Below are 16,817 nucleotides of genomic sequence, written 5' to 3' on the forward strand. Positions count from 1 at the left end.
ATGTCGGTGATCTCATGCCGACCAACCATGGATCATGAAGCCTACCCGGCAGTCAAGATCCACGAGAAACTGCCTAGAGCGTTGTCGGAGTGCGGGCCGAGGATGTTGGTGAAACGAAGCACCGTGACCGCGATGTCGGGCCGGCGTCGACTGAACCCACGTACATACCCCTCGACCTCGACGGCATCCTTCGCGTAACCGGCCATGGGCAGCGAACGTGGTTGCGTATCCTCGGTGAACAGTGCGGGATCCCGAGAGGAGGAACCGTAGATCGCGGTGGTGGACTTCACCACGAGCCTGGTGACCGTCGTCGACTTCTGGCAGGCTGCAAGCAGCTGCATTGTGCCGATTACATTCGTCTCTTTCATCGCCGCCCGACCACCGGCCCCGAGCGGTGTCGCAATGACGTTGAGATGCAGCACTGTGTCGATACCCGTCGCGGAGATCACTTTGGCGATCAGCGGGTGTCGAATGTCAGCTCGCACGAAGTGAGTGCGACCGAGATCAACCTCGGGAACGGCGATGTCCACCCCGACCACCGCCTCGATCTCGGGATCCGCTGCCAGCACGGAGGCAACCTCGGCGCCCAGCGGGCGGGCGACTCCGGTCACCAACACCCGGCGTGGTCTCATCGCAGTCTCCCCGCCTCGCCCCGCGTGCACGAGCCCCCGCGCGCCGATAGCTGGCCCCTCGGAGCGGCCCGGCTCCGACGCGGTGACGTGCCACGTTGCCCTTGCTGTTACTCGTGAGGTCCCCCGCGGACCACCAGACGCCCACCGAGTGTTCGCCAGACGCCCGTGACTCTGCCATCGTCATCGTCATCGTACGCCTACACACGCCGCATTCGCTGCACAGCGTAAGGGAACACGGGCGTGTCAACTACTCTCGGTAGCCACCTTGTACCGCCGAACAGCCGACCCGACCGGGCGGAACGGACGGAGCAGACGGAGCAGACGAGCCAGACGGACCAGGTCGGTCAGACGGGCAGCGGCAGATCACGGATGATGTGAAAAGGAGCTGCCTCTCGAGGGAGCTGGCCGACGACGACGGCGTCCTCGCGACGCAGCCGCAGCACGTCACAGGCGCGCCCACAGTTCACGGCGATCATCACGCGCCGCAGTGCATCCTCGCAGATGGTGACTCCACCTCGGGGTACCTCGCCGTACGTGTGGGTGAAGGTCAGGCGCATGACCCGGCTACCAGCACGAACCTCCACGGGATCGCCGAGGAGGATGCCGGCGGCCTCCAGATCGATCCGCGTCATGTTGAGCGAGAGGTTGCCGAAATGATCGATCGACACGACCTCGCCGTGGACGTGGTCGTCGTTAACGGCACAGGTGCGGGGACGGAACTGGGTCAGGCTCACGGGGTCGAGCCGCGGCCCGACCCGTGCCAGGTCGAGACCCGCCGCGAGCCGTGCCGCCACGGGCGCATATACGTCACGACCGCGGAAAACGGCGGTCGGCAACGGCAGCCACAGCTCGCGATTGGCGATCTCGCGCACCTCGGCGATCCCGCCACGCGCATCCCAGGCCAGCGAGGACACACCGTTGTCCGGGCAGACGAACACGGAGCCATCAGCCGCGCGCACCGCGATCCCCCGAGTGTAGCCGTCCGCATCGAGGCGCTCGACGACGACGAGATGGATACCGGTCGGCAGATAACCCACCGCATCCGCGAGGGTGATGGCCGCATGCCCCACGTCCTGCGGAGCAATCGCGTGGCAGAGATCAAGCACCCGGGCCAACGGAGCATGCCGGGCGATCACGCCATGACAGACCCCGACGCAGGCATCGTCCACGCCGTAGTCGGACAGGAAGTTGATCCACGAATTCGCCATCCCACTCCCCAGCCCGCGTCAGCAGGCGGCAACGCCACCTGTGGCACTAGCCTGCCACACCGCAATCGCAGGAGCACGTAGAGCGATATGCCGAACCCTCTCCGATGCACAACCCGCACAACACGCGCGACGCACGCAAAAAAAACGCGCAGGGCACACGAAATGCACAACCGACGCAGCGCACACAGGGCATATGTCACCCAGAGTTACAAGGATCATAAGATGCACGCGGCGCCACGAAGCAAGCGGCACGAGACACCACCCCAGTCACGCGCAGAGCTGCGACGGGGTGGTGACGGTGGATCGGGTGAAGCAGGCGGGCGCCCGCGCTGAACGCGGGCGGCCGGCTCGTCCGACGGACAAGCTCCGACGGACAAGCTCGGACGAGCGGGATCGCAGGAGCGAGACGGCAGACCGTGCCTACTTCTTGTTGCGGCGCTGGACGCGCGTGCGCTTGAGCAGCTTGCGGTGCTTCTTCTTGGCCATCCGCTTACGACGCTTCTTGATGACTGAGCCCACGTACCCGACCGATCTATGTTGAGGAGGTTACCGAGCGAGCCTACCCGCCGCGGCGGGCAAACACGGGAGCCCGGTGCTCCGGGCTGCCACGAGCGAAGCCGACCGGCTAGGCCTGGCCGAGTTCACGCGAGCGATCGCTGGCGGCCTGGCATGCGTCCATCAGCGCCGCGCGCACCGCCGCACGATCCAGCTGGCGCAGGGCGGCAATGGTCGTGCCGGCCGGTGAGCTCACCGCCTCGCGCAGCAACGCGGGGTGCTCACCGGTCTCCCGCAGCATCAGCGCGGAGCCCGTCGCGGTCTGGGTAACGAGCTGCGTGGCCAGCGCACGTGGCAGCCCGAGCAGCACTCCCGCCTCGACCAGCGCCTCGACCAGGTAGAAGAAGTACGCCGGACCGCTGCCCGACAGCGCGGTCACCGCGTCGAGCTGTGCCTCGCCCACCCGGGCGACCTGCCCGACCGGCGCGAGCAGCGCCTCGGCCGTCGCCAGATGCTCCTGGCCAGCGTGCTGACCGGCGCAGATTGCGGACATCGCCTCACCGATGAGCAGCGGAGTGTTGGTCATGACCCGGATAACCGGCGGTCGCGACGGCAGACACTGCTCGATCGCCGTGGTCGTCACCCCCGCCGCGAGGGAGACGACCAGGGTGCCGGCGCCCACCTGCGGGGCGATCTCGGTGAGCAGGACGGTGACATCCTGCGGCTTGACCACGATCAGCAGCACGTCCGCCCGCGCCGCGACAACCGTCGGTGGATGAACCACCACCCCGTGTTGATCCGCGACGTCGGCCGCCCGAGCCGCGTCCTTCTCCGCCACGATGATGTCCCCGGCGGCGTGCCCGGACGCGAGCAGACCCGCGAGCACCGCACCCCCGAGCCGGCCTGCCCCCATGACCCCGATGACCATGAACGTCCCTTCCCTGAGTCCTCGTCCACCTCGTCCACCTCGTCGGCCTGGAGAGTATGGCCCACCAGGGCATCACCCGCAGTCGGCCAGACCCGGCCACGGCCGGAGCCGCCGTGGACGGAGCAGGTCACGGAGCGGAGGTTCGACGCGCGACGGTCCGCGGCGGGTACCAGGAGTCGCCCGCGAGCGCATGGGTATCCGTCGCACGGGCATCCGTCGCACGGGCCTGGACGATCAGCTCGCCGGGGTACCTCTCCTCCAGGTACGCCGGATCAGCCGGAGGCCGACTCGGGCCGGTCACCGGATCCCAGCCGGATCCGGGCCAATAGTGATCACGCATCGGATGGTCAGGTGGCCCAGCCGCCTGACCAGGGGCGTCATAGCCACGGTCGGTAGCACTCGGACTGGTCTGTTCGGAGTAGTCGGCGTACCCGGCGGGGGTACGCGCATAGCCCTCGTCCACCCAGATGTCGTCGGTCTCCGGCTCGCCGGGCCATGGACTGGCCCGGTCCGGCCCTCGGGTACCCCTCCGGCCACCGAGCTGGATGGTGTCCTCACCGGTCCGGACAGCATCAGCCCGCTCATACGCCTGGCCACCGTCCGCGGATTCCCATCGCCAGCGGAGCCGGGCAGTCTCCTCCAACCACCCACCGGGATGGGGCTCCCGCGGCGCCGGCGCATAGGCGCGCGCCGGTGCATGGACCGGTGCCGCGGCAGAGGCCGGCTCCGCCACGGCGGCGACGCCCGCGCCGACGGTGTGCGTCGCCCTGGCCGGACCGCGGGGGGTGTCCGCCCAGGCAGGACGGGCGCGCTGCGCCGGCCGTTCGACGAGGCGATGGGAGAAGTAGGCGATGCACGTGCTGATCACCGCCGCGCAGACCACCGACGGCCACAGCCCGATCCGCGGCACGAGCTGCCCGCTGGCGGCCGAGATCACCGGGTAGTGCCACAGATAGATACTGAAGGTCATCTTGCCGAGGAACGCCATCCGCGGACGGCCGAGCAGCCGGACCCAGGCAGCGTCCCGGCGCAGGTCCGCGCTCAGGACGACGATCGCGGCCAACAGCGCGCTCGGCAGGTAGGCGGCGCGGTCGAGCCAGTTCGCGTCATGCACGTTCTTGTTCGGACCGGCGAGGGCGAACACGATCAGCCCGATCGCGGCGGCCAGCCCCAGCGCGGCGATGCGCCGCCCCGCCGGCCAGCGTTGCGCTACCGCCGCGGTCACGGTCTGCCTGGCAGCGACGCGACCATCGGCAGCACGACCGTCAGCAGCGCCACCGCCCATCTGACCACGCGAGGCATGCCGCCGACGCCGCCCCTGCCCCTTCGACACGGACGGGATGGGCGACGACGCGTCGGAGGCCCCGGAGCGGGCCGAGGACCCGGACCGCCGGGAGGATCCGGAGCCGGCGGGCGGGACGGGCGGGGTCAGGTCCTCGGCCCGGGACAGAGCCCGCAGCCGGGCGTCACGCCAGACGGCGAGCAGGCAGCCGACCAGCAACGGCGCGACGTGGGTGTCGAGGGCCAGATAGACGCGGGAGTGCGGCGCGCCATCGCTGGCCACCACGTACGTCCAGCCGGCCACCAGCGCAATCAGGCCGGCCAGGATGATGCTCAGGTGCGGGCGCAGCCGCGCGGACCGGGTCACCACCACGAACAGCGCCGGCCACAGCAGGTAGAACTGCTCCTCCAGGGAGAGCGACCAGACGTGGGCGAGCCAGCGACCACCTGCCGCCGGGTGCAGGACCTTGTACCAGTTGTTCACATTGAAGAAGGCGGATGTCGCACTGCCGATATAGTCGTCACGGAACGCGGTGTCGTCCCATTTGAACGCCACCGTCACGGCAAGTCCGACGAGCAGGTAGACCCACATCGCCGGCATGAGCCGGAAGGCGCGGCGCACCAGGAAGCGACCGATCGAGACCGTTCCGGTCCGATGGCGTTCGGCCAGAAGCAGAGCCGTGATCAGGAAACCGCTGAGGACGAAGAAGACGTCCACCGCGACGTTGCTGGCCCGGATTGCGCCCATGTGACCGGCGAGGATGACATAGATGCAGATCACCCGCATACCGTCGAGCGCCGGACTGTAGGCGAACTTCGCGGCCGCGTCGGCGGCGTCCCTGGCCGCGACATCGGCGGTATCCCTGGCCGCGGCCGTGCCGGCGGCTCTCGTCCTGTCGCCGGTCCGCTCCCCACCGTGCCGTCCGCCGACTCGCGGCTCGCCTCTGTGCCCGGCGCCGCCGTGGCGCTCGCCGCCGTGGCTCGCCGACGTACCCCGCCCGGCCCGGCTCGGTGAGCCAGCAGTTCGGTGGTGCGCCTGCGCGGTCACCCGTACCGCCGAGGACGGCCCGAGGGGCCGTTCCCGGGGGGCGTCATCCACGGCGCTTCGGTTCGCAGTACCCCGCATAATGGCCGTCGCCTCCTCCACCGGCACGCCGACGGGCGGCGCCCTACGTCCGGGTGGGCGCACGACGGCGGGATGGGCCGTGCACGGCCGCGCCGCGCCGGAAGCAGGGCACGGAAAAGGCCCACGGCCCACCGCCCACCGCCACACCGGCGAAGTACGACCCCACCCCGCGATCGCGGCAAGACTAACGGATCGCCAAACGAGACCGAAATCGATAGCGAATCACCCCGACCAAATCAACACGGGGTATTCGATTCATTACAAACAATTACCCATCAGAAATCAAACAGATACCCTACAGGGTTACCCGGTGCTTATCCGGCGCACTCCGGGAGAGCCCGGTACGGGGGTACCCGACAGACCGTCAGCTGGACGGCCTGTCGGGATCGGGCCAGAATCACCGTCCACTGCCTGCTCCAGGTGCTCCACGTGCTCCGCCCGCTCGGACCGTTCCAGCGTTCAGGTCACTCGGGCGGCCTCAGGTCACTCGAGCGACTCGGGCCGGCCCGGAAGTCGGGCGACGACCAGCAGGGTGCGGAAGGGTTCGATCACGATCCCGTCCGGAAAGGCGCGCAGGACGCTGTGCCGCTCGGCCGCAAGGTAGTCTTCAAGATCGTCACCGATGGCCGCGACGTAGGATTTCGAACGCTGCCAGGTCAGGTAGTCGTCGATGGCGATGCGCCGCTGCCACCGCCCGGTGAGCGTGACGACCTCCTCGAAATGGCCCGTCCAGCGCAGCTCGTCGGCGTACGGACGGGTGCGGTAGTCGCGCCGGTAGCCGGGGCTCATCCGCTCGAGCCGGTCCTGCTGACGTTGCCACCAGCGCGCGTCCGACGCGTCGACGTCGTTCCACCAGACCGCAAGTGCGCCGCCGCCGCGCAGCACCCGGGCCGCCTCGCCCGCCGCGACCGGAACGTCGACCCAGTGCCAGGCCTGGGCGTAACAGACCAGGTCGACCGTGCCGGTGCGCAGCGGGAGCGCTTCGCCGTCGCCTCGCACGGCGGGCAGCCCGGGGGTGGCGGCGAGCAGCCGGGCGAGCATCTCCGGCCCGGGTTCGACCGCCAGGACCCGGGCACCACGCTGGCGCAGCAGACGCGTGGCGATACCCGTGCCCGCGCCGACGTCGACGACGTCCGCACCGGACAACGGGCGGCCGAGAATGCGCTCGATGTCGAGCAGGATCTGCTCCGGATACCCGGGCCGGGTCGCCGCGTAGGCGTCCGCCAGCTCGTCGAAGATCGAGCCGGTGGCGGTGCGGGCGCGGGTCACGGCCTGATTGTGCCGAGCGCCCCGTGCCGTGTCAGCCCCTCACCGGGGGCTACGGCCGGACGGCGGCGCCCGGGGCGATCGTGAGCGCGGGGGCGGCGAAGTGCAGGCGGGTGAAGGCCAGTGCCTCGGCGAGGTCGGCCTCCCGCTGCACCCGGGACTCGGCCCGCCTGGTGTTGATCTCCACGACGATCGTGCCGTCGAACCCGCCGGTGGCGAGCAGCTCGAGCAGTTCGGCACAGGGCTGGGCGCCCCGTCCCGGGACGAGATGCTCGTCCTTGGCCGAGCCGACGCCATCGGCCATGTGCACGTGGACGAGCCGTTCGCCGAGCTGGCCGGCCATCGCCATGGCATCGGAGCGGGACACGCTGGTATGGGACAGGTCGAGGGTGACGTGGGCGTAGTCGTCGTCCACGGGTGACCAGTCGGGCGCGTAGGCGGAGACCTCCCGGCCGCGGGCGCGCAGCGGGAACATGTTCTCGACGGCGAACCGGACGTCGGTCTCCCCCGCCATCCGCTCGATGCCGGTGATGAACTCACGCGCGTAGTCGCGCTGCCAGCGAAACGGCGGGTGGACGACGACCGTCGAGGCGCCGAGGGTCTCGGCGACGCTGCGGGCGCGCACGAGTTTGGCCCACGGGTCGCTGCCCCAGACCCGTTGGGTGAGCAGCAGACACGGCGCATGCACCGCCAGGATCGGTATCCCGTGGTAGTCGACCAGCCGGCGCAGGGCCTGCGGATCCTGGCTGACCGGATCCGTCCAGACCATGATCTCGACGCCGTCGTACCCGAGCCGGGCGGCCATTTCGAAGGCGGACGCCGTCGACTCCGGATACGTGGACGCGGTGGACAGCGCCACCCGCGCCGTGGGCACCCGCAGGGCCGGACCGGTCTCCCGCCGCGACGTCACGATGGCCGGACCGGCGCTGCGCCCGGACGACAACCCGGCTCCCCGCCCACCATCGGTCGCCGCTGCCGATACCGGTGCCGAGCTGGCGGAGGGCGGCTCGGGAAGCGGCACTGAGGGCTGGGAGGGCTGGGAGGGCGGGGGCGGACCGGCAGCATCCGACCGGGCCGAATCGGCCGGCCGTGCGTTCAGACGCCTCGCCCGCAATCCCTCTCCCTGCCGTAGGAGCCGACGGCCGGAGCCGACAGCTGCCTTCCTCGTCCAGGCTAGGCCATCGCCGCGGGTTCGCCCATGGCGCGGCTCATCAACCGAAAGCACATAGCCCGACATCGCACGCGACAACGGCCACATCAGATCATCATCGCATCCGGCCCGTCGACCCACAACCAAAAAGTACCTTTTCACCTTTATGTGCCGATGATGTCAGCCGGAGTTGAGCCAGTCGAGCCGCCGCAGGATGACTCCTTCCCGCAACGCCCAGGGACAGATCTCCGCCTCTTCGACGCTGAACAGATCGAGCGCCTCGGCTGCCACGATCGCGCCCGCGACGAGCTGCCCGGCCCGGCTCGCCGACACTCCGGCCAGCGCCGCCCGTTCCTCGACGGACATCCGGGTCACCTTTGCCACCACATCCGCGAGGCCGTCGCGACGCAGGACCCGACGGGTGTAAGGGCCACGGCTGTACGGTTCGGCACCGGCGATCCGGGCCAGTGAGCGGAACGTCTTCGACGTCGCCACCACCCGGGTGTGCTCGCCGAGATGGTAGATCGTGCCGACGACCGGCGCGATCTGGGCCCGTACGTACCTCCGCAGCTCGGCGAGATCGGCCCGCCGCGGCGGGTCCTCACCGGCGGCGGCGAGCCAGTCGCGGGTAAGCCGACTCGCGCCCAGCGGCAGTGAGGCGACGACCTCGGGATCCTCGTGCACGCCGGCGCCGATCTCCAGCGAGCCGCCACCGATGTCGAGGGCCAGCAGGCGCCCGGCGCTCCAGCCGAACCAGCGGCGCGCGGCCAGGAAGGTGAGCCGGGCCTCCTCCTCGCCGGACAGCATGCCGATGGCGACCCCGGTCGCCGTGCGGACCCGGGCGAGCACCTGGTCACCGTTGCTCGCGTCGCGCAACGCCGAGGTCGCGAACGCCGCGAGATCCTGCACTCCCAGCGCCTCGGCCTGCTCGCGCATGTCCCGCACGCAGGCGGTGAGCGCCTGCTCTCCCTCGGTGCCCAGCGAACCGTCGGCCTCGAGCAGCTCGACGAGCCGCAGGGGCACCCGGACGCTGGCCGCCGGTTGCGGCTGCCCGCCCCGGTGGGCGTCGACGACCAGCAGATGCACCGTGTTCGAGCCGATGTCGATCACACCCATCCGCATCGGGCCGGGATGCGGCCCTGCCGGCAGTGGCCCGACGGCGGCACCGGGCAGCACCAGGCACCCCGCCTGCGCAGACCCCGTTCCGGCAACCGGCCCCACGGCCGGTCCGACGGCGATGGCGGCACCGGGCACCGCGGCACCGCCGGATGCCACCGAACCAGCGGATGCCGCGGAACCGCCGGATGCCACCGAACCATCGGACAGCACCGCACCATCGGACAGCACCGCGTCGCCCAGCGGCACCGAGCCTTCCAGCGGCACCGAGCCTTCCAGCGGCACCGAGCCTTCCAGCGCCGCCACGGCCCAGCTCTGCGCGTCGGCGCCCGACGTAGGCGATTCCGGCGGCTCTGCCCCCGAAGTCCCAGCCGCCCCAGCCGGGCCGGTCGGCTCGGTCGGCTGCGCCGTCCCGGTCCCGGACCCGGTCGCCGCCCGGTCCGACCCGCCGGCCCCCGACCGCGAGGCCCCGCGATGCGACCCGAGCGGAAACCAGCCCGTCGCGCGAACGCCACCGAGCACCCGAACACCGCCCCTCCGCCGGGACCGGCCAGCGGTCACGGCTCGAACTTGTAGCCCAGGCCCCGCACCGTCACGAGATGACGGGGGTTCCCGGGTTCGCGCTCAATCTTCGTCCGAAGCCTCTTGACATGTACGTCCAGGGTCTTGGTGTCGCCCACATAGTCGGACCCCCACACCCTGTCGATCAGCTGCCCCCGCGTGAGTACCCTCCCGGCGTTACGCAGGAACATCTCCAGCAGCTCGAACTCCTTCAGCGGCAGGGTCACCATCGCGCCCTCGACCGTGACGACGTGCCGTTCGACGTCCATCCGCACCGGTCCGGCCTCCAGCGTCGTGTCCGAGACCTCCTCCGTCTCCGAGCGACGACGCAGCACCGCCCGGATCCGGGCGACGAGCTCGCGGGACGAGAACGGCTTGGTGACATAGTCGTCCGCGCCCAGCTCCAGGCCCAGCACCTTGTCGATCTCGCTGTCCCGGGCGGTGAGCATGATGATCGGCACACTCGAACGGGTCCGCAACGTGCGGCACACTTCGGTGCCGGACAGCCCCGGCAGCATGAGGTCGAGCAGGACCAGGTCGGCACCGCGGCGATCGAACTCCGCCAGGGCACTCGGGCCGTCCGCGACGACGCCCACCTCGAAACCCTCTCGTTCCAGCATGAACGACAACGCGTCGGAGAACGACTCCTCGTCCTCGACCACCAGCAGCCGGGTCACCCGATCGCTCCCCACGTCCCATCCGACGGACCGGCCGACCCGGACCGCTTCCCGTGTTCCCCCCGGAACCCAGCTTCATGATCGCTCTGACCCCGCTGGCCGTCGAGAGCCGCCGTGGACCGGTCCTTCCCGACGTCCACCGTCGTCTCTCCCGCGGCATCCGCTGCCGCCGCGGCGGCAGCCCGGACGGACGAGTCGGGCGGGACGGCGTCGGTGAACAGGGGCAGGCGGATGGTGAACGTCGACCCGGTGCCCTCGGCACTCCACACGGTGACGGCGCCGCCGTGGTTCGTCGCGATGTGCTTGACGATCGCAAGACCGAGGCCGGTGCCGCCGGTGGCGCGGGAACGGGCGGGGTCGGCCCGGTAGAACCGCTCGAAGACCCGCTCAAGATCCTTCTCCGCGATACCGATGCCCTCGTCGGCCACCGAGATCTCGACCGTCGTGCCACTGCGGCGCATGCCGAGCACGATGCGGGTGCCCCGCGGGGAGTAACTGATCGCGTTCTCCAGCAGGTTCGCGACCGCGGTGACCAGCTGCCCCTCGTCCCCGAGCACCCGCAGGGCGCCATTGCCGATCACCGCGAGGGAGATCTCCTGGGCCTGCGCGAGCAGCCGGTTGCGGTCGACCGCCTCGGCAAGCAGGTCGCCGGTGAGCAGCGGGCGCAGGTCCGGCAGCGGCTCGGCGCCCTGTAGCCGGGACAGGTCGATGATCTCCTGGACCAGCCGGGCGAGCCGATCGGACTCGCGGGCCATCCGGGAGGCGAAGCGGCGCACGGCAACCGGGTCCTCACTGGCCGCCGCGACCGCTTCGGCGAGCACGTGCAGCGCGCCGACGGGCGTCTTGAGTTCGTGGCTGACGTTGGCGACGAAGTCGCGACGCACCGCCTCGACCCGACGCGACTCCGTGATGTCATCGAGGATGACGGCAACATGACCAGTCGAGTCCAGCAGTCGTGCGCGGGTGCGCACGGCGAGCGCCTCCTGGTCGGGGCGGGGACGGGTGAGCGGGGGTTCCGGGACGGGCGGCAGGTCGATCTGGCGTTCGTGGTCGCGCCCGGCCAGGCGGGTGGCCCGCACCAGGTCGGCGAGTTCGGCGACGGCGATCTCGTAGTCGCGGACCACACCCATCCGCCGGGCAACCGTGTTGACCAGCACCGCCCGGTCGGCGGCGTCCAGCACGACCAGTCCGGTCGGCAACCCGGAGATCACCCGGCGGATCAGCTTCGCCGGCAGGAGCACGCCGTCGAGCGCGCCCCCACCGGGTCCGGTGTGCGCCGGCGTACGGCCGGGTACCAGCGTCATCATCCATCCCTGGGACATCCGTCCGCCGAAGCGGGACGGAGAGCACAGACAGGCACCTTCACGTGGAGCATGCGGCTTGTCACCGCATCCACCGACCTGTCACCCACTCGCCGCATGCTAGGTGTCGCCATGCCTCCTGGGCATCGATGTGCGGGCCTGCGGCGCCGATCGTCGCTCGTTGTTCATCGGACCTATCGTCGACGTTCACCGAACCGCGAGAGCTGCACCCCATCGTCAAGGTTCGGCGTGTCCTACCCACGCCGTTCCTGTGATCTCATGGATCGCGTCCATTCGCTCGTCGTTCCTGCCCTGTCCCCTTTGGTCCACGCACCACCTAGCGAAGACAAGGAGCCGTCCGTGCGGGACGCCTTCACCGACGAACTTGACAGCATCGACCAGTCACTGATCGAGATGACCAATCTGGTCGCCTCGGCCATGGCGCGGGCGACCACCGCGCTGCTCGACGCCGACCTGCAGCTCGCCGAGAACGTGATCAGCGGCGATGAGACCGTCGACCTGCTGCGCAACGAGATCGAGGAGCGGGCGTTCGACGTGCTGGCTCGGCAGGCCCCGGTCGCGACCGACCTGCGGACCATGGTCACCACGCTGCGCATCGTCGCCGACCTGGAGCGGATGGGCGATCTTGCCCTGCACGTGGCGAAGGTTGCGCGCCGCCGCTACCCAGGGCGAGCGGTCCCGCCGGAGCTGCGCGCGACAATGTTGGAGATGGGCCAGATCGCCCAGCGCATCGTCGCCAAGGCGGGCTCGGTCATCGCCAGCCGCGACACCGACCTGGCCAAGCAGCTCGAGGCCGACGACGACATGATGGACGGGCTGCACCGCACCCTGTTCCATGTGTTGATCGAGAAGCCCTGGCCGCACGGCATGGAGGCGGCGATCGACATCACGCTGTGTGGCCGCTACTACGAGCGGTACGCCGACCATGCGGTGTCGGTGGCGCGCCGGGTGATCTACCTGGTCACCGGGGAGAGCGCGTCGGCGCGACCCTGACCGGCGGCCCACCCAGGCCCGCGACCGCGCGCGGGCCTGGTGGACGTTTCGACAGCTACTTCTTCGTGCCCTGCGCGGCGACGGCCGCCGCGGCGCTCGCCGCCGCGTCCGGGTCGAGGTACCCGGAGCTGACGACGGCGAGGTCGTCGTCGAGTTCGTAGCGCAGCGGAATGCCGGTCGGGATGTTCAGGCCGGCGATGTCGGTGTCGCTGATCCGGTCGAGGTGCTTCACCAGAGCGCGCAGCGAGTTGCCGTGCGCGGCGACCAGCACGGTGCGGCCGGCCCGCAGGTCCGGCACGATCGCGTCATACCAGTAGGGCAGCATCCGGGCGACGACGTCGGCGAGGCACTCGGTGCGCGGCACCAGGTCCGGGGCGAGCTCGGCATAGCGCTCGTCGACCCCGCTGACCTGCTCCGGGCCGATCTCCGGCGGCGGCGTGTCGTAGGAGCGGCGCCAGAGCTGGAACTGCTCCTCGCCGAACTTCTCCAGGGTCTCGGCCTTGTTCAGACCTTGGAGGCCACCGTAGTGACGTTCGTTGAGCCGCCAGTGGCGGCGGACCGGAATCCAGGTCCGCCCGGCGGCGTCGAGGGCCAGCCACGCGGTGCGGATCGCCCTGGTCAGCACGGACGTGTGCACCACGTCCGGCAGCACGCCGGCTTCCAGCAGCAGCTCACCGCCGCGGGTGGCCTCCTTCACACCCTTGTCGGACAGGTCGACGTCCACCCAGCCGGTGAACAGGTTCTCACGGTTCCAGTTGCTCTCACCGTGGCGGAGCAGGACGAGAGTCGGCATACCCGAGATCCTGCCCGTCCGGCCCGCGTCTCGGCCAGCATTGCCGCCATGACAACTGCCCCGGGGCCGGGCGAGGGCGCATCGTGGCCGGTCACCAGGCGCTCGACCGCCGCCGGTCGCCGCACCGAAAGGCGGGCCGCAACGCAAACGACCCCCGGGCGTTTCCTCGCCCACGCAGTGCGTGGAGCGAAGACCGTCGGGACTTGTCGACGGCGCCCGGGGGTCGGGTGATCTGCCTGGTACTCGCCGGTGCCGGTGCCCGTGGGGCCACCCGGCTAGAGGTGAGGACCACGAGACCGGCTAGCGGACAGTCACCTCACGAGTCCTATGAGCATACAAAGCGTGGACCACCTCCCTTCTCGTGTACCGAGGACGCTACGCGGCCCGGGGGGTACCCCGCAACGCCTTTTTCGTCGTGTCGACTGGGACGCTCGCGACACCGCTCGACGGGAACAAACGAGCTCCGTCCTGCACGCCATCGGACAGCCAGGTCAGGCCCGGTACCACGCCGGACGGGCCGTCGGAGGCCGGCCCATCCGGTGATCGTGGCCGGGCCGGCACCACGCGGCGACCTAGACTCGGTTCATGAGCGCCGAACCCACGACGGCCCCGACCGCCCCGACCGCCCCGACGGGCGCCGCCCCCTCGGTCGCGGCGTCCCCGCTGCTCGGGCTACCCGGCGCGGTCGCCGGCCAGGGCATCGACGGCGCGGTCGCCGCCCACTACGGTGATCCGCTGCGCGACCAGCGCAGTGCGTTCACCGGTGCCGTTCTCGTCTATTGTTCCGATGGCGGCGTCGTGCGCGTGGGCGGTCGGGACCGCCTCGGCTGGCTGCACAGCATCACCTCACAGCACCTGTCCGGCCTGGGCCCGTTGCGCGGCAGCGAGGCGCTGGTGCTCTCCCCGCAGGGCCACGTCGAGCACCACCTCGTCCTGCTCGACGACGGGGACGCCACCTGGATCGATGTCGAGCCCGGTACCACCGCCGGGTTGCTGCGTTACCTGGAGTCGATGCGCTTCCTGCTGCGGGTCGAGCCGCAGGACGTCACCGCCGACCAGGCTGTCCTGAGTGTGCTCGGCCCGGACGCGGCGCGGGTGGTCGCGGCCGCCCTTGCCGACGGTACCGACCTCGACCTGCCCGATCCGCTGCCCGCCGAGCCGACCGGTGCCCCCACGGCCGGTCCGTACCCGGTGGTCCGCACGGCCGGCGGCACGCTCGTGCGCCGGTTGCCTCACGGGCTGGACCTGCTCGTCGAGCGGTCGGCCCTGGCCGGGACGGCGCAGCGCCTGCGGGACGCCGGTGCGGTGCCCGCGGGGCTGGCGGCGTTCGAGGCGGCCCGGATCGCCGCCCGCCGCCCACGGCTCGGCCGGGAGACCGACCACCGCACGATCCCGCACGAGGTGGACTGGCTGACCAGCGCGATCCATCTGGACAAGGGCTGCTACCGGGGTCAGGAGACCGTCGCCCGGGTCCACAACCTGGGCCGCCCGCCGCGCCGGCTGGTCCTGCTGCATCTGGATGGGACGGTGGCCGCGGCCGGTTCGCCGGTGACGGCACAGGGCCGTGAGATCGGGTTCGTCGGGAGCTCCGAGATGCATGCGGAGCTCGGGCCGATCGCACTGGCGATCGTCAAACGCTCCGTCGCCGGGGACGCCGCGCTCGTCGTCACCGATCCGGACGGCGCCCCCATCGCCGCCGCGATCGACCCCGACGGCGAGGAGTCCCCCACCATGCCGAAGCGTCCTGCCGGACGTCTGCTCCGCTCTCCCTGATCCGCCTGATCCGCCTGATCCGCGCTGTCTCTGCCCGCTTCCCTGACCCGCCCGGGCACGCCACCGCGCGGGCCGGCCCCCGTGCGACCGGCGCGGACGGCAGCACGGCGTGCCGGTCAGGCGGACCGGGCGAGGGCCTGGTCGAGCTCGCGAGCCTCCGGGTCGCCGCTGTGTCGCCGTAGCCGTCGCCGCACCTCGTCGGCCCGGCGGGCGTTGCGCTTGGACCGGGTCGCCTCGAGCATCGGCATCGCCTCCCGGGTCAGGGCACAGCCCTGGTCGACATTGCCGAGGTCCATCTGAACGCTTGCGCGGCGCAGCAGGTACGTGGCCCGGTCCCGGGCCCGGGATCCGGGCAGGGCCAGCAGCGAGCGCTCCAGCCAGCGGTCCGCCTGGACGAGATGCCCCAGGTCGATGTAGCAGCTGCCGACCTGCGCCAGGAACTCGCCGTCGTCGAAGTAGTCCGCCCAGGCGGGCTCTTCCGGGGCGGCGGAGGCCATGCCCTCCTCCGAGCGCACGATGGCCTGCGCGCAGGCGGATGTCTCGCCGGTGGCGGCATATGCCCGGGCCAGCCGCATGTACAGCATGGCGCTGACCCGGCTGCTGGCCGAGCCGACACTGGCCACCGCGGCCTCGGCCAGTTCGACCGCCTCCCGCGGACGGGCGAAGTCGACACACTGCAGGGACATGTTCTTCAGGACGTTCGCGCCGAGCAGTCGATCACCGCCCGAATGCGCGCAGTGCAGGGCCGTCGTCCAGTACCGCTGGGCGGCGGTGTGGAAGCCGGCGTCGAAGGAGACCCAGCCGGCGAACCGGGCCAGCTCCGCGGCGACCGTGTGCAGATGGCGCCCGACCTGCTCGGTGTAGGAACCCCGCACGAGCAGGTCCGCGACGAGCCCGAGCTCGGCGTCGACCAGGCGGCGCACGCTCTCCCCGCCGAGCCGCTCGTCCATTACCCGGAGCCCGGGGATGTTGTGCTCGATCCGGTTGACGATCTGGTCGTCGACCCGGCCGCCGGCAAGCGCGACGGACAGCTCCGCGGGTTCGAGGCCGAGCCACTGCGACGCCAGCTCCGCCACGCCGACCCCGGTGATCGTCAGAAAGCCCCGCCGGTCGGACAGAGCGTCCTCGACGACGTCCATCAGGGAGGTGACGCTGCCACCTGGCGTCCACGGGTACTCGGTGCGGACGGCGTCGCCGGTGGGCAGCCAGGCGGGCCAGGGGTGCGACTCCAGCCGGTCGTTCGGCACCCCGAGCTCGGCGGCGAGCGCCAGCTGCGAGACCCGGTCTGGAACCACTCCCCGATGCTCCCAGCGCCAGACCTTCTGCCGTTCCGCCGCCATGTTCGCCACCCCGAGATCACGGGCGCGGCGAGCAACGACGCGGGCGAGTCGCTGATAGGACCAACCGCGCTGGGCGCGGACGAATGCGAGCGGATGTGTGCAGGCGTGCGCGTTATCCGTCAGCATCGACGATCTCCTCGAGTCGGATCTCCTGGG

Annotated in this window: 13 protein-coding genes and 1 pseudogene; 2 read left to right on the top strand and 12 right to left on the bottom strand. The window is 70.8% G+C overall.

The features are described 5' to 3' along the window. Positions 1 to 65: 65 nt before the first annotated feature. From ND747_RS17475 to ND747_RS17520, 10 genes and pseudogenes are all read right to left on the bottom strand, one after another. Positions 66 to 632: pseudogene (locus ND747_RS17475) on the bottom strand (NAD-dependent epimerase/dehydratase family protein); the annotation flags it as partial. Positions 633 to 976: 344 nt separating this feature from the next. After that, a complete protein-coding gene (locus ND747_RS17480) occupies positions 977 to 1,840 on the bottom strand; it encodes an S-adenosyl-l-methionine hydroxide adenosyltransferase family protein (RefSeq protein WP_251734677.1) in 864 nt (287 codons plus the stop codon). 420 nt (positions 1,841 to 2,260) lie between these two features. Beyond that, positions 2,261 to 2,359, bottom strand: coding sequence for a 30S ribosomal protein bS22 (locus ND747_RS17485; RefSeq protein ID WP_003948845.1), 99 nt, complete (start codon positions 2,357 to 2,359; stop codon positions 2,261 to 2,263). A 106-nt stretch (positions 2,360 to 2,465) separates the two neighbouring features. Next, entirely contained in the window at positions 2,466 to 3,263 is a 798-nt protein-coding gene (gene proC / locus ND747_RS17490; protein ID WP_251734678.1) for a pyrroline-5-carboxylate reductase, read from the bottom strand. A 127-nt stretch (positions 3,264 to 3,390) separates the two neighbouring features. Then, positions 3,391 to 5,643, bottom strand: coding sequence for an acyltransferase (locus ND747_RS29830; protein ID WP_251734679.1), 2,253 nt, complete (start codon positions 5,641 to 5,643; stop codon positions 3,391 to 3,393). A 510-nt stretch (positions 5,644 to 6,153) separates the two neighbouring features. Then, complete coding sequence (locus tag ND747_RS17500) at positions 6,154 to 6,939, bottom strand: class I SAM-dependent methyltransferase (protein ID WP_251734680.1); 786 nt, start codon at positions 6,937 to 6,939, stop codon at positions 6,154 to 6,156. A 49-nt stretch (positions 6,940 to 6,988) separates the two neighbouring features. Then, positions 6,989 to 7,849, bottom strand: a complete 861-nt coding sequence (locus tag ND747_RS17505) for a sugar phosphate isomerase/epimerase (RefSeq protein WP_251734730.1) — start codon at positions 7,847 to 7,849, stop codon at positions 6,989 to 6,991. Between the two features lie 417 nt (positions 7,850 to 8,266). Next, positions 8,267 to 9,508, bottom strand: a complete 1,242-nt coding sequence (locus tag ND747_RS17510) for a Ppx/GppA phosphatase family protein (protein ID WP_251734681.1) — start codon at positions 9,506 to 9,508, stop codon at positions 8,267 to 8,269. Between the two features lie 251 nt (positions 9,509 to 9,759). Beyond that, entirely contained in the window at positions 9,760 to 10,440 is a 681-nt protein-coding gene (locus tag ND747_RS17515) for a response regulator transcription factor (protein WP_163549896.1), read from the bottom strand. Further along, positions 10,437 to 11,744 carry a cell wall metabolism sensor histidine kinase WalK gene (locus ND747_RS17520; protein WP_251734682.1) on the bottom strand — a complete coding sequence of 436 codons (1,308 nt, stop codon included), beginning with the start codon at positions 11,742 to 11,744 and terminating at the stop codon, positions 10,437 to 10,439. The genes ND747_RS17515 and ND747_RS17520 overlap by 4 nt, the downstream gene beginning before the upstream one ends. Positions 11,745 to 12,101: 357 nt before the next feature. On the opposite strand from ND747_RS17520, the gene phoU reads away from it, so the two are divergent. Next, the gene (gene phoU, locus ND747_RS17525; protein WP_251734683.1) at positions 12,102 to 12,755 is read left to right on the top strand and encodes a phosphate signaling complex protein PhoU; all 654 of its coding nucleotides are present in this window, start codon (positions 12,102 to 12,104) and stop codon (positions 12,753 to 12,755) included. 55 nt (positions 12,756 to 12,810) lie between these two features. Here phoU and ND747_RS17530 read toward each other — a convergent pair whose 3' ends face one another. After that, the gene (locus tag ND747_RS17530) at positions 12,811 to 13,548 is read right to left on the bottom strand and encodes a phosphoglyceromutase (RefSeq protein WP_251734684.1); all 738 of its coding nucleotides are present in this window, start codon (positions 13,546 to 13,548) and stop codon (positions 12,811 to 12,813) included. A gap of 585 nt (positions 13,549 to 14,133) precedes the next feature. Between ND747_RS17530 and ND747_RS17535 the strand changes: the two genes are divergently transcribed. Continuing rightward, positions 14,134 to 15,321 (top strand): folate-binding protein YgfZ, encoded by a 1,188-nt coding sequence (locus ND747_RS17535; protein WP_251734685.1) that lies wholly within the window; start codon positions 14,134 to 14,136, stop codon positions 15,319 to 15,321. A 116-nt stretch (positions 15,322 to 15,437) separates the two neighbouring features. Here the strand turns inward: ND747_RS17535 and ND747_RS17540 are convergent, their stop codons facing one another. Next, positions 15,438 to 16,787 carry a transcriptional regulator gene (locus ND747_RS17540; protein WP_251734686.1) on the bottom strand — a complete coding sequence of 450 codons (1,350 nt, stop codon included), beginning with the start codon at positions 16,785 to 16,787 and terminating at the stop codon, positions 15,438 to 15,440. Positions 16,788 to 16,817 lie beyond the last annotated feature (30 nt).

The organism is Frankia sp. R82 (genome assembly GCF_023716925.1).
GTDB lineage: Bacteria > Actinomycetota > Actinomycetes > Frankiales > Frankiaceae > Frankia.